We start from the raw sequence: 20,026 nt of genomic DNA on the forward strand, positions 1-20,026 counted from the left end.
CAACTCTGGCTCTTCCAATATCTAATATCCAATAGCTAATATCGAATTTGCAGTTCATTAGGAGGTTTTATGCAACATGACGTTTATAAAGTGCCGGCGGATGCCAAAGCGCGGGCACTCGTAACGAATGACGATTACTTAGCGATGTATGAGCAAAGCGTGAAAGATCCGGAAGGATTTTGGCGAGAGCAGGGGCAACGGATTAGCTGGTTTAGCCCGTACTCAAAAGTGAAAAATACGAGCTTTGCGCCGGGTAATGTGAGCATAAAATGGTTTGAAGATGGCACCTTGAATGCGTGCTACAACTGCGTGGACCGCCATCTGGCGGAGCGTGGTGATAAAACGGCGATTATTTGGGAAGGTGATGACCCAAGTGTTAGTGAAGAGATTAGCTATAAGCAGTTGCACCATGAGGTATCACGCTTTGCCAATGGCTTGAAGAAGCTCGGCGTGCAAAAAGGTGACCGTGTGGCGATTTATATGCCGATGGTGCCTGAAGCTGCTTATGCGATGTTGGCCTGTGCGCGCATCGGTGCGGTGCATACGGTTATTTTTGGTGGTTTCTCGCCAAATGCGATTGCTGACCGTGTGAATGACTGCGGCGTGAAAGTGATTGTGACTGCCGACGAAGGTCGTCGCGGTGGTAAAACGACGCCATTGAAAGCGAATGTGGATGAAGCATTGCGCGGCGGTCGTTGTGCGACCGTTGAGAAGGTTGTGGTAGCGAAAGTCACGCATGGCGAAACCGAGTGGGATGACAGTCGCGATGTGGCGTGGGATCAACTGGTTAAAGACGTGCCGTCTGAATGTCAGCCGGAAGTGATGAACGCGGAAGACCCACTATTTATTTTGTACACCTCAGGCTCAACGGGTAAGCCGAAAGGCGTGTTGCATACTACCGGCGGCTACATGGTGTATGCGTCAATGACGCACGAGTTGGTGTTCGATTACCACGAAGATAATGTGTACTGGTGTGCAGCCGACGTGGGCTGGATTACGGGTCACAGTTATATTGTGTACGGTCCGCTTGCGAATGGCGCGACCACATTAATTTTTGAAGGCTTGCCAACGTATCCTGGCGTGGGTCGTATTGGTGAAGTTGTCGATAAGCACGGCGTTAATATTCTTTACACTGCACCGACAGCGATTCGTGCTTTGATGGCGAAAGGTACCGCTGCGGCTGAAACCTCAACGCGTAAGTCATTGCGCACGTTGGGTTCAGTCGGTGAGCCAATTAACCCTGAGGCGTGGGAATGGTATTACAAAGTTATCGGTGAGAAGCGTTGTCCGATTGTCGATACCTGGTGGCAAACCGAAACTGGCGGCATCATGATCACGCCATTACCAGGTGCGACAGATTTGAAACCAGGTTCGGCGACTCGTCCGTTCTTTGGGGTGCAGCCTGCGTTGGTGGATGCTGACGGTCAAGAACTTGACGGCGCGGTTGATGGGAACTTGGTGATCAAAGATTCATGGCCAGGCCAAGCGCGCACGCTGTGGGGCGATCATGAACGCTTTGAGCAAACCTATTTCTCGGCATACAAAAATGTGTACTTCACTGGTGATGGTGCGCGCCGCGATGAAGACGGTTACTTCTGGATCACGGGCCGTGTGGATGATGTATTGAACGTGTCAGGTCACCGCTTAGGTACGGCTGAGATTGAGTCGGTGTTGGTTGAACACACGAAGATTTCTGAAGCTGCGGTGGTGGGTTATCCGCATGATGTGAAAGGTCAGGGCATTTATGTGTATGTGTCAGCGATGGCAGGTACCGAAATTACCGACGAGCTGACCAAAGAAGTGCGCGATTGGGTACGCAAAGAATTAAGCCCCATTGCAACGCCTGATTTTATTCATTGGACGCCAGATTTACCGAAAACGCGTTCAGGAAAAATCATGCGCCGTATTCTGCGTAAAATCGCCGCTAATGAGTTTGAAAATTTAGGCGATACCTCTACGCTTGCCGATCCGTCTGTGGTAGATTCGTTAATCGAAAATCGATTGAACAAATGACGGTGGCATGGCCAAATTTTTAATTGCAGATGATCATCCTTTGTTTCGCGAGGCCCTGCAAGGGGCGCTCGCGAACCATTATCCTGAGCTTGAGTTGCGCGAGGCGGGCGATTTAGACGCAACCCTGGCGGGGCTTGCTGAGGACGATGATCTTGATTTGTTGTTATTAGATTTGCACATGCCGGGCAGCGGCGATTTGTATGGGTTGATTCGTATTCGCGAAGATTTCCCATTACTTCCCGTTGCCATCATCTCCGGCTCTGAAGACCCAGCGGTAGTGGCCAAATGTATTGGTTTTGGCGCGCTGGGCTTTATTCCTAAATCGTTATCGTCAGCGAAGATTGCCGAAGCCATCGACGTGATTCTGCAAGGCGACACTTGGGTGCCTGAAGAAATGCGTGGGCGCTTAGATAACATCTCCGATGAAGACCAAGAATTAGCGAAAAAAGTCGCTGATCTCACCCCCCAACAATATCGCGTGTTGTATTTGTTGCATGAAGGTTTGCTGAATAAGCAAATTGCCTATCAACTCAACATCACCGAAGCCACAGTGAAAGCGCACATCACAGCGATTTTCCGTAAACTAGGTGTATACAGCCGTACGCAAGCCGTCCTCTTGGCTGAGCGTCTACAACTCGAACCTAATCCCACCTGATTTGTTAAACCTTGTTACAATTTGTTACAAAAATTGTTCATTAACTGTGTATTTATTAATCGTGTGTCAGTAAGTTCTTAATTTACGGCAGGAAATGTCGTACAAACACAACTAAAAATTAAGGACGATTTATGTATTTAACCAAACGAACGTGTTGGGGCATTTTATTTTCACTGACAATTTTATCACTAGTTCCCCAATCGCAAGCAAGACCTCAAGCTCCACCAACAAACACAGAAACGAATCCCTCACCAAGTATTACCAAAACTATCCAAAAGTACGATCAATCAAACCAACCCACTGTCGTTTATTCGGCTTCCACAGAGAGTTCATCCGCAATTCATGCAAGTATTGCCGCTGGAGAAATTGCCGCCGGACAACCAATAACCATATCGGCGCTAGGTAAGCTCGGGCATGCTACTGAAGATGTGATCATGACGATTGATTTTCCGAGTAATAAGTACTTTGTGGTCGATGAACATTCTGTCGAGCTGACCGAGATTTTGAGCACGACTTCAACGTCATACTTTGACGCTTCAATAAACAAGTACACATGGATAGGTGTACAGGCAGATGCCGAAGGGCAATTAGCTTTTGTCGACGATTTTGACTTTGGTTATGCAGGCGTGGGTTTTGATGAATTAAGTGAGCATGTGACTGCCTATGTCGAGTGTGCCTCAGGCTGTGATGAAAAGTCAGTCTTAATTGATATTTCCGTTTTTGGTACTTGGGAATATGAAGGGCAAGATTTTACGACGCTTACATTTTGGGAGAATGGCTTAGTTGAGATTGGTCATACGGATGTTTCGACAACATGGAAGTTGCAGGAATTACCAAATGTTACCACGCCAAACGGATTATTGGCGCCGCTATGGTCAGATTTTGAGGTTATCGGCGGACAGGGTGAGTTGCGCTACAACATTTATGATGATGGCACCGACCAGTGGTTAATTTTTGAGTGGTACAAAGTGCAAGAGTGGGGTGAAACGAGTGGCGCCAGTTATAGTTTCAACGCGTGGTTTCGCCTTAATACCAACGAAGTTTATTTTAACTACCTTGATATTACTGCAGCTGGTGCTCTGACGTACGGTGTTATTGGATTGGAAAGCTCCGATGGAATTTCTGGGCAATTAAAATTTTATAATGGAAGTGGTGATTTCCCCATTGATGGACAAGTAATTGCGGCGAAAGCTGATGATGCCCAACTTGCGTCTATGCAAATTGATATTGATTTTCTTGTGCCGACGTTTGGAGTTGTGGGTGCAGCTACTGGCTCTGGTGTTCATAGTCGACCGTTTATTCTTGACTTGACTGAAAGTGTTGGGAAACCGCAACGAGAGTTAGTAACAGATTTGAATATTTCGAGCGGCGCGACATCTCATGACGCTGAATTGAAGTTGCTGATTAAACCAGACGGCGGTTTAACCGTTGAAGTGACGGTGCAACCAGAGCACGGTAGCGTCAGCCTTGATGGCATGACCGCAACCTACACACCGGATGCAGGTTATGTGGGTACCGATAGCTTCAGTTATCGTGTGGTCGATGCTTCAGGCGCAACGTCAACGGAAAATACGGTTTCAATGACGGTTACCAACGCAACACCAACCGTAACTGCAACGGCACCGGAAACCGCTGAAAACGGCGATACCGTGGTGTTAAATGCATCATCGGCAGCGGATGCTGACGGCGATGCGTTAACCTACAGCTGGGTGCAAACTGCTGGTCCTGAACTTGAGCTGAGCGGTGCAGATACAGCGCAGGCTAGTTTCACCGCACCATTGTTTGAAGAAGAGGACACTGACTTTGGATTCACGGTAACCGTGAGCGATGGTCTTGCTTCTGCGACGAGCGATGTGGTGATGACTGTGTTAGCTGATCCAAACACCGCGCCGGTAATCAATATCAATGCGCCAAGTTCAGTTTCAGCCGATGAAATTGTGCGTCTGGATGCATCTGGTACCACTGATGCCGAGGATGACACCTTAACCTTCAATTGGCAGTTCGCTGGCGGTGCAACGGTATCGTTGAATAACGCAAATACTGCGGTTGCGACCTTCACGGCACCGCGTGTCTTTGAAGAAGCTCAAGCGAACTTTGTGCTGACGGTTTCTGATGGTCGTGCGAGCAGCCAGCAAATGATCACCATTACGATTGAGCCAGAAGAAAAATCAAGCGGTTCAATGGGTTGGTTGTTCGTATTGCTAGCTCTGCCGTTGGTATGGCTACGCCGTAGTAAAGGTTAAGTTAAAATAAATTATTACAAAATTTATTCTTTTGTAATTTGGTCTAAAACGGCGATAGTATGAACTATCGCCGTTTTTTATGAGTATAAAAAGAACTATGAAAACACTACAGACAACCCTTGCACTAACCATTGCTGCGCTGCTGACTGGCGGCGCTTCGGCTACGGCTCTTACCACTGATATTCAGGTGAAAGTGAACGAGCGCACCGTGCCAGCACCACAGCGTAAACTTCCGCAAGCAAACGAGGCCAAGGTGCGCATTAATGCGCCTAAACGCTACTTAATTCAACTCGATGAGCCGAGTGTGGCGACTTACAAAGGTGGTATTGCTGGTTATGCGGCAACTTCAGCCAGTGTAACCGGTAACGAGCGCTTAAAGGTTGGTAGCCAAGCGGTTGCTGATTATTCAAATTATGTGCAGAAGCGCCAGAAAGACGTGTTTGCGGCGATAGCGCAGAAAGTACCAGCGGTGGCGATGAAGCAGCAAATGAAACTGTTGTTGAACGCCATGGTGGTGGAATATGACGGTGATGATTTAGCGCAGCGGTTGGCGGGTATGCCAGGTGTGAAAGGTGTGTATGCCGACCGTGAAGTTTTTGTGCAAACAGATACATCGAACGGCATTATTGAATCGCCAGAATTATGGCAACGCTTAGGTGGCCAAGCACAAGCTGGTGCTGGGGTGAACATTGCTATTTTAGATACCGGTATCGACCCAGATCACATCATGTTTGAAGATAACGGACATACCCGACCAGATTTGGGCGTGACCGATGATTATTGTGCGACCACACCGTCATTCTGTAATGACAAATTAGTGGTTGCGCGCTATTTCGCACCAACCGGTGCTGACTTGCACCCAGATGAATTCTTAAATTCACCGGAAGATTTAGATGGTCACGGCACGCACGTGGCGGGTACCGCCGCTGGTAACCCAGTGAGTACGACCTTCAATGGCGTTGCCGTTAACTTTTCAGGTGTTGCGCCAGGCGCTAATTTGATGGTTTACAAAGCGCTGTGGGTGAATGCTGATGGCACCACCACGGGCTCGTCGATCAGTTTAGCTCAGGCGCTTGAAGCAGCCGCGGATGACGGCGCTGATGTGATTAACAACTCATGGGGTAGCTTAGATAATGGCGTGGCGCCATACGAAGCCGATATTGTGCGCGCTATTGACGAAATGGGCATTATTAATGTCGCGGCTGCCGGTAACGATGGCCCGACTGAGAGCAGCATGGGATGCCCTGCGTGTCTGGATGAAATGTTTGCGGTAGCCAATACCCAAACCGGTCGCAGCTTTGCGGTCACGATGGAACACAGTGATTATAGTAATGCGATTCCTGTGCTAATTGGGCAAGGGGATTTCACTATTTCAAGCCCGATTAGTGGTGCTTTTCGCACTGTTAAGAACGATGCGCCGTCGAATCCACTAGCTTGTAGTAGTTTTAGTTCGGGATTGTTCACCAATGAGATTGTGTTGGTAGAGCGCGGTACCTGTACCTTCGAGCAAAAGGCGAATAATTTACAAGCCGCTGGCGCCCGCGCCATGGTGCTTTATAACAATGTTGACGGTTCAATTAGCATGGATATGGGGGCGGCGACACTTCCTAGCGTTTCGATTGATAAAGTTACCGGCGACCAACTTGAAACCGACTGGACCGCAGGTGAGCAGGTGACGATTAATCCGCCTGAGCGCACGATCAATGAATCAGCTCAAGACCGTTTGGCCGCTTCTAGTTCGCGGGGACCAAATCGCGATAGTACGATCTTGAAACCAGAAGTAGCGGCGCCAGGAACCGGAATTTTGTCGGCTTATCCGGGCGGCCAAGTGGCGTTATTGAGCGGAACTTCAATGGCGAGCCCGCATGTGGCCGGCGCGGCAGCGTTATTACGTGATCTCAAACCAAGCTGGACGCATCAGCAAATTAAGTCGGTGTTGATGACTGCGGCAAATCCTGCGATTAAGCAAAGTGACAACGACAATCAAGCGACACCGCATCAAGTGGGTGCTGGACGCATTGATCTGGCTGCTGCGGCCGATTCAGGAATCGGCTTTGATCGTGCCTATTTGAATAACAATGCATGTATAGGCATGTGCGAATTTACACGCAGTGTGACCAACCTAACAAATAGCGCGCAAACGTGGAATGTCACTGCAACTTTTGATGACCCAGATATGTCGGCGACTTTCCCAGCCACGTTTACGCTGGCAGCGAACGAAACCAAGGCATTCACGATTACTGTGAATACGGCGTTTGCACAAGCAGGTTGGCAGTATGGTGGCGTAACCTTTACTGCGAACTCGGGCGGCTATTCGCCAGCACGTTTGCCGGTTGCCGTATATACCTCAACGTCCGATGACCCACGGATCATTTCGGGTTCGATTGCCTCGGGTGCGGCGGTAGCTGGCGAGGCAATGCAGTTACAATTGCGTGGTGGCTTGGGCTTTACCGATGGTGCGACCACCTTTTCAGTGGCGCTACCGACCAGCAGCGGTATTGCGGTTGATTACGATACGATCGATTTACAGCTAAAACGTAGCACGCAAACGGCGTTAACAGTTGAAGAAACGATTGGCTCGGTGATTTGGCAGGGCGATCAAAATGATGCGCCGGATGCGGCCAATATTGCAACAATGTCGGGTTTTGCTTTTGCCGGTATGTCATTAGCCGATGTGGCGCTCAGCAACGATATCAGTATCTCCAGTGTTTGTAGTGAAGGCTGTGATGATTTGGTAGCGGAAGTTGAGCTTGAAGGCGATGGTGCTACTTGGAGTTTTGATGGCATTGACCATAACGTTTTCTCGATGTGGAGTAACGGTGTGGTTGAGCTGGGTGCAAGCCGCGCATTGTTTACTGCCGTTGCCGCTGATTCGTTCCCAAATGAGAGTGAGCCGAATGGCATTGTTGCACCGTTTTGGACGGACCTTGAGTTCGTGAACGGTGATGGTGAGATGAATTACGCCATTGTCACTGAAGGGTCGGATACCTATTTGGTGCTGGAATGGCAAAATGCCCGCAGTTGGGTTGCCTCAGGCAGCACCGACAGTGGCGTACGTTTTACTTTCAACGTGTGGTTCAAGTTGGGCACCAATGAAGTGATTTATAACTATGTCGACGTGAATAGCGGCACACCAACTTACAAGCTTGCGATTGGCTTAGAGAACTTGCGCGGTGATGTAGGTGCAACGCATTATTCATCGGCTGCAAGTATTGGTAGCTATCCAACGGATGGCGCGACACTGGCGGCTAGCTTTACGTATGGTGAGCGCGCTGAAGTGTTAATGAATGTGCCAGTCATGGTAAGTAACATTGGCCCGCTCGCGGATGTGACGGTAACCGGCACCGCCAACCAGACTGCTGAAGTTGATTTCGCGACAGCAACGGCCGAGTTAGGGCGTGAATACGTGGTGTTGATGAATATTACCAGCACCGATGCCGGTTCGCCGGTTGAGTATGCTGCCCAGCTACCAATTTCGATTCAGCCACAAGGCGCGTTGACTGGCGTGTTGGTGAGTCAGCCTGCGCATGGTTCAGCGACATTCACTGGCGCGACGCTGAGCTATACACCGGATGCCGATTATACGGGCAGTGATAGTTTCAACGTGCGTTTGGTTGATGAAGCTGGCTCGCCTACTGCAACAGCGACGGTGACGGTCGAAATTACCAATACGGCACCAGTCGTGAGCGTGGATGCACCAAATTCCGCAACTTCAGGTGACACGGTGCGGCTTGATGCCTCTGCAAGCAGCGATGCCGATGGCGATGTGTTGACTTACGAATGGGCGGTTGTCAGTGGCTCTGGTGTTTCACTCTCTGGTGCGACTTCAGCTACAGCAAGTTTCACTGCGCCAACGGTTGAGACGGCAACCACGGTACAAGTGCGGGTTATAGTCTCAGACGGCCTAGCAACCGCTCAGCAAACGGTGTCGGTGAGTATTACGCCACCGAAGAAAAGCTCAGGCGCGTTTGGCTGGTTAATGGTGTTGTTAGCACTGCCCTTAGTGTGGTTACGCCGCCGCCATGCTTAGAATGTTAAGTTGCTATAATTCATAATAAAACGGCGATAGGATGATTCTGTCGCCGTAATTCAACGAGGTGTTGCTATGACTAAAGGATTAACTCAAGCACTGGGCATGTTAGTTTTCGCTGTTGCAATAACTGGCTGTGTTGATGCCGAACAAGCCAATAGCGATGGGAGTGTGTCCATGACCCATGAAACTGAGCAAGAACAAAGTGTCGATCCTGCTGCTGATGCGAGTCGCGATGCGCGCATTGCCGAGCTTGATAATCAGATTCGTACGATGGTGGGGATTGCTCGCGCCGATTCGTTTGATCAGTGCCGTATGGCGGCTGTTGGCAAACGCGCCTGCGGTGGGCCTGAGTATTACATTGCCTACTCAACCCAAGAGACGGATGAGAAGACGCTGCAGCAATTGATAGACGAGTATACGCAATTGCGTATTGAGCATATTCAAGCGACTCAGGAAATGAGCACCTGCGAGGTGATTCCTGAGCCTCAATTATCGCTTGAAAATGGTATTTGTCGCGCGACGCCACTCGCGCGCATGTAACTTATTGCCGCTCCAAATATTTCAGTAGTGATTTGAGAGCGGCTGGTTTGACTGGCTTGGCCAGAAAGTGCAAGTTTTGTTCACGCGCTTGTTTACGCACCGAGTCATCGCGCATGGCGGTTACTAACGCACCGGATAACGTGTCACCCCAGTAATGCCGTAGCGCTCGCGCTAGACTTAAGCCGTCATGTTCGTCATCACCTAATTGATAATCTAACAAGATGCCATCGGGGCGTTCATGGGTGCTGGCGTATTCAAGCGCGGTTGCGCTGCTGGTGAAGGTTTCGACAGTACAGCCCCACTTCTCTAAAAGTGCGCGTAAGGCGCTTAAGTTTTCTTGGTCGTCATCAACGCAAACCACCTGCATGCCACGGTTCACGTCTGCTGTATTGGCTTGTTGTGGCTTTTCGTAAACCTGCGAAGGGTTGCCAAGCGGTACTTGTACTGAGAAACAACTACCTGAGCCTTCAACTGTTTTAAGCCGCAGTTCACAGTGCAACTGTTCGCTCATACGTTTCGCCACACTCAAGCCTAAACCGACCCCTTCAACACGGGTTTGCGAGCCACGGTAGAAGGCATCAAAAATGCGGTGGCGCTGCTGCGCGGTAATACCTGGGCCGGTGTCGTAAACGGCGATAAGTAAGTGCTCACCACGTTTGCGCACCGCAAGTAATACTTTGCCTTGGTCGCGGTTGTATTTCACCGCATTGGACAAGAAGTTTTGAATAATGCGACGCAAATAGGTCGGGTCGGTATACACCACCCCGTCGTGCAAATTGGTTTTTAAAGTAATACCACGTTGTTCGGCTAATACACCGTATTCATGAATCAGCGGCTCCAAAATGGTGCTTAAGCGCACATGGCGAAAGCTTGGTTGCAGCGCGCCTTGGTCCATTTTCGCAATTTGTAGCAACGTACTCAGCAAATGCTCGGTAGAAGCTAATGCGGTATCGAGTTTACTCACCAATTGCAAATTATTGTGGTTGAGGTTGTTTTCGTCCATGGCTGACAAATACAGTCGAGCGGCGTTTAATGGCTGTAGAATATCGTGACTCGCTAATGCCAAGAATCGCGTTTTTGAGGCGTTGGCCTCTTCAGCTTGTTGCGTGGCCTTTTTCAGCTCTACTTCCACTTTGCGGCGACGTTCAATTTCTTCAGTGAGCTCATTGTTGATTTCGCGGATTTTTTTCTGGCGCACGTTAATGCGCTGCTCAAGATCGATATTCGCTTCTTCGAGCGCCTGTTGTGTTTCAACGTGTTCGGTAATATCCGTGAACGAGGTTACAAAACCGCCATTGGGTAGCGGGTTGCCCACCATTTCAATGACCCGACCATCGCCACGGCGACGAATGAAGCGGTGTGGTGAACCTACTTGCATGTGTTTCAGACGTTTCGCGACCAGTTCGTCAATTTCACCAGGACCACATTCACCGCGCTCGGCGTTGTAACGAATCAGTGTGGCAATAGGTTGGCCTGGTTTCACCATGCCGTCGGGATAATCAAATAGATCAAGGTAACGCTTGTTCCACGCCACCAAACGTAAGTCGGCATCGACCACCGAAATACCTTGCGCTAAGTTCTCGAGTGAGCTGAACAAGATGGCCTGTTGGGTTTGAAGCGCTTGGGTGGTGTCATCAAAAAAGTGCACCACTTCTTCGAGATGCAAGCGGCGATCGCGTAACGCGGCTTCAACCAACGAACGCGCTGTTGCGGCACCGAGTACGCCAGTGAGCACGCGCTCCACGTAATCGATGAATTCACGCGATGCGACGTCTTCTTTATTGGTATGGCTGCTGTCATCGCCTTGTGCTTCGGCAAAGTAATCGAGTAACTGTGCGGTGCGTTGCTCGCCGACAAAGGTTTGTAGCAATAACATCATATCGCCATTGGTGGCTTGATGATGACGACCTACGGTGTGTTCTTGCACTCGAGTGCGCGGCTTCACAAAGGCCGTTGCCTGAATACGGTCAATCAAGCGCGGCTGTGCCAGCAGTGAAAACACAAAGTAGAAAGCGGTGTTCACTGCCAAACTGATCACAGTACCTTGAGTGATGATGCTGGTGTCGGTGCTGTCGTGCGGTAAATACATCGGTACCGCTACTGCGAATAACCAAGCTATCAAACCGGTTCCTAAGCCAACATACACACCACGTGCGTGACCGCGACGCCAATACAAGCCGCCCAATACCGCCGGTAATAGTTGTAACACCACCGAGAATGCTAATAAGCCAATACTGACGAGCCCCGTGCCGGCTGCCCAGAAGTAGTAACATAAGTAGCTCAATAATAAGATGATGGCGATGGCAACGCGCCGAATAAACAAGAGGCGCTTTTGAAAGCTTGTGGGGAAGCGGCTACGACGTTGCAAAATCACCGGCATAATCACGTCGTTTGTGACCATGGTACTGAGCGTAACTGAAGCGATAATTACCATCGCGGTTGCTGCAGAAAATCCACCGATAAAGATAAATACGGCAAGCCAAGTCTGGTCATGCAGCAACGGTAGGCGCAGGGCATAGGTATCGCCATCAAAGCCGTTACCGAAAAATAGATCGCCACTGAGTGCAATTGGCACAATGGCGACGGCAACTAAAACTAAATAAACCGGAAAGCCCCAACGCGCGGTTTTGAGATGGTTTACATTCACGTTATCCACTACCGCCACGTGAAATTGGCGCGGTAGACACAGAATAACGCCGGCTGCCATAAAAGTTTGAACAATGAAATCAAACTCGGTCAGCGCCTCCCAGCTCCAAGCTTTTGAACTTGGTGTGGTGACTTGCTCCCACATGCTAACGGGTGAGACATCATTAAATAAGAAGTATGCAAACACCGCAGCCGCTAATAGCGCAAGCAACTTCACTGCGGATTCAAACGCAATCGCTAGAATCATCCCGTTACGATATTCGGTGACCTCAATGTGACGAGTACCGAACAACATGGCGAATACCGCCATAATTCCGGCGGCGACGAGCTCATTAATCGAAAATTGGGTCAACGCTGAGGTGTTTTCGGTCAGCACTACAAAGGTCAGACCAACAGCTTTTAATTGCAGCGCGATGTAAGGAATTGTTGCCAGTGCCGCAATCAAAGTTACAAATAAAGCGAGACGCTGACGCTTGCCATAACGACTGGCGATGAAGTCAGCAATCGAGGTGATGTTCTGCTGTTTCGACACGCTTACCAGCTTTTCCAGCAATGGCAACGCAAAGATAAATAATAAGAACGGCCCGAGTAAAATCGGAATATAAGCCCAGCCGTCAGTTGCCGCATTACCCACCGCACCATAGTACGTCCAGCTGGTGCAATAAATTGCCAATGACATACTGTAAATGATTGGTTTATAGCTAATTTTATTGGCCAATGAGTTGGGTTTATCACCCCAGTGCGCAACGGCAAAGAGCAGGGCGATATAGGCCAATGAGGCTAAGATGAGTAGTAGTGTCATGTGAAAACCAAAATCGATATTAGCTATTAGATATTAGATATTAACACCAAGAGCTGAAAAGCAAAGACGATGTTAGCTATTAGCCACAAGATTTGAGAGCCGTTGTACCGAGTGTTTGTGTTTTCTCTAATATCTAATATCCAATAGCTAATATCTCTGTTGTCATATGATGTTTTTCTTATTCGGGGGTTTAAATTTCCACCTATTACTGCTAAAACAGGGTATGTGTAACACTTCGTTACACTTTGTCACAAATTGGATGTGCGTCTTAAAACGGGATTCCCCGCTTCACATCTTTTTTAGAACAATAAAAACAACCCATGGAGAATAACAGAATGAAGAGTACTTTCTTTAGAAGTACGTTGGCTGCTGCAGCAGTTGCTTCTGCACTTGGTGTTGCCGCTCCTGCTATGGCGCAGGATAACTCAAAAGGTTATTTACAAGGCCAATCAACTGACCAATCTGGTCAAGTGGTTAGCGAAGTAACGGTAACAATCACCAACCTTGAAACTGGCTTGACGCGTAGTTCAACAACCAATGAAAGCGGTAACTTCCGTTTCCCATTGTTGCCACCGGGCGCTTACTCACTGAAAGCTGAGAAGTCTGGCTACGGCACCGTTGCTGAAGAACGTGTTAACGTTGGTGTTGCTGGTACAACGACTATCAACCTAACGATGGCTACTGCAGATGCAATGGAAACATTGACTGTGCGTGGTTCAAGCGTATCAATGATCGACACGACGTCATCAGAGTCGCAACTGGTTGTTACTCAAGACTTCCTTGAGAAGGTTCCAGTTCCTCGTGACATCGCATCGGTAGCACTATTAGCGCCAGGTACAACCAAAGGTGATTCATCGTTTGGTAATTTGACCTCTTTTGGTGGTGCTTCGGTTGGTGAAAACGTTTACTACGTGAACGGTTTGAACGTAACTAACTTCCGTAACGGCTTGGGTGGCGCAGAGTTGCCATTCGAAATGTACGAAACGTTTGAAGTGAAAACAGGTGGTTACTCAGCTGAGTACGGTCGTTCAACCGGTGGTGTTGTAAACGCAACCACTAAATCTGGTTCGAACGAGTTTGAAGCTGGCTTCAGTGCTTACTTTGAGCCGGATTCACTGCGTGAAAATGCACCAGACACTATCGTTACTGATCCTAACGCAATCGCAGAATTGGGTGGTTACGAGTACTACGGCTTAAACCATAACGACAAGATTTCTGAAACCAACTACAACTTGTGGGCAAGTGGTGCGTTGGTACAAGATAAGTTGTTCTTCTTTGGTTTGGTTAACTTCAAAGATCGCACCAGCGACTACACCGGCAATACGCTTGCGTATGACCGCGATGGTAGCGACGTGTTGTATGCATTGAAGTTAGACTGGTACATCACACCAGATCATATTCTTGAATTCACTGGTTGGGATAACTCAAGCGACCTCGATACGTCGAAGTATGGCTTTGATAGCCGCACTGAAACGCGTGGTGAGTTGTTCGGTGACTACGTGCTTGAGCGCGGTGGTCAATCGTATGCGGTTCAATACACCGGTATCGTTTCTGATGATATTACTATCAGCGCGTTATACGGCGTGAACAAAGCAACTTACAGCAACGTGAATGCTGCAAATACACCAGTCGGTGCAGTGCACTATCCATCTGGTCGTCAGTTCACTCAGTTCGGTTTGAACACGCCATCAATCATGGAAGATGAGCGTAAAGCTTATCGTTTCGATGTTGACTGGTACGTGAGCATGGATCACACCTTGCGCTTCGGTATCGATTACGAAGACATGAGTGCGATTGAAGAAACTGCACGTGTTGGTAACACGCTGTATCAATATCAATCATGTGCAAACATGGACGCAGTAACTGAAGGCGACTTGCTGAATGCTGATTGTGCTTTAGTACGTTTCAACACTTACGTGAACAGCGGTTCTTTCCAAACCAAATCAAGTGCGTTCTACGTGCAAGATACTTGGAACGTGACCGATACTATTACGGCACGTATTGGTTTGCGTAACGAAACGTTCGAAAACTTTAACAAAGCTGGCGAGAAGTTCGTCGATGTTTCTGACCAGTGGGCACCACGTATCGGTGTGGCATGGGACGTATTCGGCGATGGCGAAACTAAAGCGTTTGCTAACTACGGCCGTTATTTCTTACCAGTTGCTACCAACACCAACATCCGTTTGGCGGGTGACGAGTTATACACCATCTTCATTTATGAATTATTGGGTATCAATGAGGACTTATCGCCAATCGTGAACGAGGACGAAATCCTTGCTGGTGCGGTATACGCTGATGGTACTTTGAAAGGTACTGGCGAAACCGTTGACGCAGACTTTGACCCAATGTACCAAGATGAATTCATCTTAGGCTTTGAGCAAGTATTGTCTGACAACTGGAGCATGGGTGTTAAAGCAACGTATCGTGATCTGAAGAGCTCGCTTGAAGATATCGCGATTGACTACGGCTTTAATGAGTACTTAGAAGCTGAATTCGGTTCAAGCTGTACTGCTTGTTCTGGCTTCCATTACTATGTACTGACTAATCCAGGTGATGATGTAACGGTTACAACTGACCCTGATTACGATGGTCCATTAGAGTACGGCCAGTACACTATTCCTGGTTCTTACTTAGGTTACCCAGAAGCTAAGCGTCAGTATGCTGCTGTTGATATCAACCTTCGTCGTGCATTTGCCGACAACTGGATGGTTGACGCAACTTATACTTGGTCACATAGCTGGGGTAACAACGAAGGTTTCGTACGTTCAGATAACGGCCAAACCGACGCTGGCTTAACCACTAACTTTGACCAACCAGGATTGACTGATGGCGCGTACGGTAACCTTCCGAACGACCGTCGTCACATGCTGAAAGTTCAATCGGCTTACCAGTTCACTGAAGCGTTAACACTTGGTGCTAACTTCCGTTGGGAAACTGGTCGTCCGTTGAGTGCATTTGGTCTTCACGGTACTGACGTATTCGCTTCTTGGTACGGCGCTGAGTCGTTCTACAAAGGCGGTGAGTTAGTTCCACGTGGTTCTGTTGGTCGTACCGACAACAACTGGTCACTTGACTTAACAGCTCGCTACGAGTTGAACGTTAACGACATTCCAGTTGTGTTGCGTGCCGACGTGTTCAACGTATTCAACAACGATGCTGTTACCGAGCGTAACGAAGTTGCAGAATACTGGGACGGCGGTGCCAACCCGAACGGTACGGATAGTGCAGCTGAGAGTTATTTGTATAACTTGCCAGATGCGTATCAAACGCCACGTTACTTCCGTTTCAGCGTAGACGTTCGCTTCTAAGCAGCGTTTAGCTTAAATTAAGTAACTAAAGTAGCCGGAAACCTCATCAGGTTTCCGGCTTTATTTCCCCAAGTTTTCTGACTCAAAACACGATAATAATGAGGATAGTCACTTGCAAAAGCAGTACACACTGAATGATGCCTTAACGGCTGTGCGACAAGGACACCGTTCGGAAACCGTTGCAATACTCAATGATTTTCTCGAGCGTAAGCCAAAGATAGGCGGTGATTGGTTAAAAATTGCAGGGTTAGCTATTCGTATAGGCGAGTTAGACAAAGCGAAACAAGCTGCGGATATCTATCGCGCAGAAATGCCGCAAACATTGCGTCATTTAATTAATTACGCTGGTGTTTATGCAGAAACTGGCGACATTCAACGGGGCCTGAAACTGATTGAACCGTTGATTAAAAAAGAGTTGGACGACCCCAGTGTTTATCACTTTGCGGGAACCGCCCAAGCTCAGCTCGGTGAATTAGACCGTGCTCGAAATTATCTGATTCATGCGCTGCGTAAAATGCCACAGTCGGGCATTACGTGGTTCACATTAAGTAGTATTACGGACTATAAAAAATATCCTGAATTGCTCAACAAACTTGAGCAAGCGTTCGCGACAATTCCTGAAGCTGATGCCAAGAATCGTCAGCAGTTTTATTACAGCTTAGGTAAAGCTTATAGCGATGTGGGGCGCTTTGATGACGCGTACCAAGCGTATTCGGCTGGCGCTGCCATCATGCAACAAGCTAGCCGTTTTTCCGCGAGCGCTGACGAACAATTTATCAATGACATTATTGCTAATCACAGTGCCGAAGCGGTGGCGAAATTGCCACAGAGTCGAACCAGCTATAACCGTGCAGTCGCGTTACTTGGTTTACCGCGAAGCGGAACAACGCTACTTGGGCAAATGTTGGCGGCGCATTCCAAAGTGAAAGGCGCTGCGGAAACCGGTGCGATTGGTTATGCCAGCATGCACTTGCGCAATGACAATTTTGCCGATTTTCCAGGTTTTATGAAGCAACATGGTGATCCACAAGGCGCAATTGATCATATTTCTGATGTGTATGCACATGTGGTTAATCAGCAGTTTAGTGGTGCGAATTTGGTGGTGGATAAAACTATCCAATTGAGCCGTCATTTTGCTATTTGGGCTCAAGCGTTTCCGCAGGGCAAAGCGATTTATATTCAGCGTAGTCCAGAAGACGTCGCGTGGTCGTGTTTTAAGAGTAACTTCCGTAGCCGCGCAGACTGGAGCTGGAGCCCGAGCGATATTGCGAGTTATATGCGCCATGAAGAGCGCTTAATGAAGCATTGGTTGGATGTGTTTGGTGACCGTGTTCTGAGTATTCGATACGAAGATTTGTGTCAGCAGCCAGAGCAAACTTTAAAGCAGGTCTGCGCTCACTTAGGTATGACGTTCGAACCGAACATGCTGCATTTTTACAAAGACAACGGCCCTGTATTCACTTCAAGTGTGGGGCAGGTGCATGAACCGATTCATCAAAAACGCATTGGTTTATCGGCACAATATAAAGACTTCCTGGATGCTTGGCGGCAGTCGTAGCTCAGCGCTTTGCGCTGAGCTGCCGCTCAAGCTTTTTTCAACTTAGACCAATGTCTTATTTCCCCTATTGCCATATCCCGTCTAGATTGCATATGTGATTCTATAAGTGAATAAATCACTCATAACAACATAAACAATAACAGAACAATCTGGAGGGCGTATGGCTTTCAAAAGCGAAGAACTCGCAAAAGCCTACTGGCGCGATAATATCAGCCTAGTACTGAAGTTGCTGGCGGTGTGGTTTATCGTTTCATACGGGTTTGGCATCATCTTGGTAGACTGGCTGAATCAGTTTACTTTCTTCGGCTTCAAGTTGGGTTTTTGGTTTGCTCAACAAGGGTCAATTATCACCTTTGTGATTCTAATTTTCGTGTACGTGAAGCGTATGGCGGCGTTAGATAACAAATATGAAGTTCACGAAGAGTAAGGGGCCGAATCATGGATATTCAAACTCTCACGTTTATTATCGTCGGCCTGACGTTCGCTCTGTATATTGCTATTGCAATTTGGTCACGCGCGGGCTCGACTTCTGACTTCTATGTTGCCAGTGGTGGCGTACACCCAGTGATGAACGGTATGGCAACCGCCGCCGACTGGATGTCTGCTGCATCGTTTATTTCCATGGCGGGTATTATCGCTTTTGCTGGTTATGACGGCAGCGTGTACTTGATGGGTTGGACCGGTGGTTACGTTCTCTTGGCTCTGTGTTTGGCGCCATACTTGCGTAAGTTCGGTAAGTTCACCGTACCTGACTTCATTGGTGACCGTTACTATTCACAAACCGCACGTACTATCGCAGTTATCTGCGCAATCTTGATCTCATTTACTTATATTGCGGGTCAGATGCGTGGTGTAGGCGTGGTATTCTCGCGTTTCCTAGAAGTTGATATCGCAACAGGTGTATTCATCGGTGCGGTTATCGTGTTCTTCTACACTGTATTGGGTGGTATGAAAGGGATTACCTATACACAGGTTGCACAATACTGTGTACTTGCGTTTGCATACATTGTCCCTGCCGTATTCATCTCAATTTATATGACGGGTCACGTGCTGCCACAAACTGGCTTTGGTGCAACCATCGCTGAGGGTGTTGCGGGCGAGGGGACTTACTTGCTCGACCGGTTAGATGGCTTGTCCGCTGAATTGGGCTTGGCTGCTTATACGTCCGGTATTAAGTCGAAAATTGACGTATTCGCCATTACCTGTGCGTTGATGGTTGGTACTGCTGGTTTGCCACACGTTATCGTCCGCTTCTTCACGGTACCGAAAGTACGTGATGCACGTCGTTCAGCTGGTTGGGCATTGGTATTCATCTCTGTGGTTTACCTCACTGCACCGTCAATTGCTGGTTTCGCTAAAGTAAACCTCATTAACACCGTGAATGGTCCTGATTTGCAAGGCGTTGAATATGACGCTGCACCAGATTGGGTGAAAAACTGGGAAAAAACCGGTTTGATCACGTGGGAAGACAAGAACGAAGACGGCAAGATGTTCTATTCAGGTGATGCGCGCAACGAAATGACTGTTGACCGTGACATCATGGTATTGGCAAACCCTGAGATTGCGAACTTACCGGCTTGGGTTGTGGCATTGGTTGCTGCGGGTGGTGTTGCTGCCGCACTGTCAACTTCTGCAGGCCTGTTGTTGGTTATTTCAACGTCGGTTTCGCATGACTTACTGAAACGAACCTTGACGCCAAATATTACCGATAAGCAAGAGCTGATGTGGGCGCGGGTTGCTGCGGCCGTCGCGATTGCCTTGTCGACTTGGTTTGGTATTAATCCGCCCGGCTTCGTGGCGCAGGTGGTCGCCTTCGCGTTCGGCTTAGCCGCAGCGAGCTTCTTCCCTGCCATTATTCTGGGTATCTTCTACAAGCGTATGAATAGCACCGGTGCTATCGCAGGTATGATTGTCGGTATCGTGTTCACCTTGGCGTATATTATTTACTTCAAGTTTGTGAACCCAGCGGCCAATAATGCCGACAACTGGTTATTCGGTATCTCGCCAGAAGGTATTGGTACCATTGGTATGTTGCTGAACTTCATTGTTTCTTATGTGGTACATAAGATGACAGGTGATGCGCCGCAAGATACGCAGGATTTGGTGGAGTCGATTCGCTATCCGCGCGGTGCGGGTGGTGCGACGCACTAATAATCAAAGCCCGGCTTTACGCCGGGCTTTTTCGTTGTTCGTTATTCGTTAGTGGTTATTCGTTAAGGACTTTGATT

The 20,026-nt window shown here is 48.5% G+C and carries 10 protein-coding genes; 9 read left to right on the forward strand and 1 reads right to left on the reverse strand.

All coding sequences use genetic code 11. The annotated features are described in order from the left end of the window. Window positions 1-69: 69 nt before the first annotated feature. The 5 genes from acs to CWI82_RS03040 all read left to right on the forward strand — a co-directional run bounded on the left by acs (window position 70) and on the right by CWI82_RS03040 (window position 9,484). Complete coding sequence (gene acs, locus CWI82_RS03020) at window positions 70-2,013, forward strand: acetate--CoA ligase (RefSeq protein WP_130202629.1); 1,944 nt, start codon at window positions 70-72, stop codon at window positions 2,011-2,013. Between the two features lie 7 nt (window positions 2,014-2,020). After that, entirely contained in the window at window positions 2,021-2,668 is a 648-nt protein-coding gene (locus tag CWI82_RS03025; protein WP_130202630.1) for a response regulator transcription factor, read from the forward strand. Window positions 2,669-3,102: 434 nt separating this feature from the next. Next, window positions 3,103-4,911, forward strand: a complete 1,809-nt coding sequence (locus CWI82_RS03030) for an Ig-like domain-containing protein (RefSeq protein ID WP_165383868.1) — start codon at window positions 3,103-3,105, stop codon at window positions 4,909-4,911. Window positions 4,912-5,008: 97 nt separating this feature from the next. Next, complete coding sequence (locus CWI82_RS11530; protein ID WP_165383869.1) at window positions 5,009-8,941, forward strand: S8 family serine peptidase; 3,933 nt, start codon at window positions 5,009-5,011, stop codon at window positions 8,939-8,941. A 75-nt stretch (window positions 8,942-9,016) separates the two neighbouring features. Continuing rightward, entirely contained in the window at window positions 9,017-9,484 is a 468-nt protein-coding gene (locus tag CWI82_RS03040; protein ID WP_130202633.1) for a hypothetical protein, read from the forward strand. Window position 9,485: 1 nt separating this feature from the next. Here CWI82_RS03040 and CWI82_RS03045 read toward each other — a convergent pair whose 3' ends face one another. Continuing rightward, complete coding sequence (locus tag CWI82_RS03045) at window positions 9,486-12,932, reverse strand: PAS domain-containing hybrid sensor histidine kinase/response regulator (protein WP_130202634.1); 3,447 nt, start codon at window positions 12,930-12,932, stop codon at window positions 9,486-9,488. 335 nt (window positions 12,933-13,267) lie between these two features. On the opposite strand from CWI82_RS03045, the gene CWI82_RS03050 reads away from it, so the two are divergent. The 4 genes from CWI82_RS03050 (at window position 13,268) to CWI82_RS03065 (ending at window position 19,949) form a co-directional block, all read left to right on the forward strand. Then, on the forward strand, window positions 13,268-16,240 hold the full coding sequence (locus tag CWI82_RS03050) for a TonB-dependent receptor (protein ID WP_130202635.1): 2,973 nt from the start codon (window positions 13,268-13,270) through the stop codon (window positions 16,238-16,240). 112 nt (window positions 16,241-16,352) lie between these two features. Further along, on the forward strand, window positions 16,353-17,798 hold the full coding sequence (locus CWI82_RS03055) for a tetratricopeptide repeat-containing sulfotransferase family protein (protein WP_130202636.1): 1,446 nt from the start codon (window positions 16,353-16,355) through the stop codon (window positions 17,796-17,798). Window positions 17,799-17,958: 160 nt separating this feature from the next. After that, on the forward strand, window positions 17,959-18,225 hold the full coding sequence (locus CWI82_RS03060) for a DUF4212 domain-containing protein (RefSeq protein WP_092856100.1): 267 nt from the start codon (window positions 17,959-17,961) through the stop codon (window positions 18,223-18,225). Between the two features lie 11 nt (window positions 18,226-18,236). After that, window positions 18,237-19,949: a sodium:solute symporter family protein gene (locus CWI82_RS03065; RefSeq protein WP_130202637.1), complete on the forward strand. Its 1,713-nt coding sequence runs from the start codon at window positions 18,237-18,239 to the stop codon at window positions 19,947-19,949. Window positions 19,950-20,026: the final 77 nt, after the last annotated feature.

Source organism: Pseudidiomarina tainanensis, assembly GCF_004214835.1.
Taxonomy (GTDB): domain Bacteria; phylum Pseudomonadota; class Gammaproteobacteria; order Enterobacterales; family Alteromonadaceae; genus Pseudidiomarina; species Pseudidiomarina tainanensis.

Coding starts and splice junctions, on each gene's coding strand:
- CWI82_RS11530 (WP_165383869.1), top strand. CDS start 5,009: ATGAAAACACTACAGACAACCCTTGCACTAACCATTGCTGCGCTGCTG.
- CWI82_RS03060 (WP_092856100.1), top strand. CDS start 17,959: ATGGCTTTCAAAAGCGAAGAACTCGCAAAAGCCTACTGGCGCGATAAT.
- CWI82_RS03065 (WP_130202637.1), top strand. CDS start 18,237: ATGGATATTCAAACTCTCACGTTTATTATCGTCGGCCTGACGTTCGCT.
- acs (WP_130202629.1), top strand. CDS start 70: ATGCAACATGACGTTTATAAAGTGCCGGCGGATGCCAAAGCGCGGGCA.
- CWI82_RS03040 (WP_130202633.1), top strand. CDS start 9,017: ATGACTAAAGGATTAACTCAAGCACTGGGCATGTTAGTTTTCGCTGTT.
- CWI82_RS03025 (WP_130202630.1), top strand. CDS start 2,021: ATGGCCAAATTTTTAATTGCAGATGATCATCCTTTGTTTCGCGAGGCC.
- CWI82_RS03030 (WP_165383868.1), top strand. CDS start 3,103: ATGACGATTGATTTTCCGAGTAATAAGTACTTTGTGGTCGATGAACAT.
- CWI82_RS03045 (WP_130202634.1), bottom strand. CDS start 12,932: ATGACACTACTACTCATCTTAGCCTCATTGGCCTATATCGCCCTGCTC.
- CWI82_RS03050 (WP_130202635.1), top strand. CDS start 13,268: ATGAAGAGTACTTTCTTTAGAAGTACGTTGGCTGCTGCAGCAGTTGCT.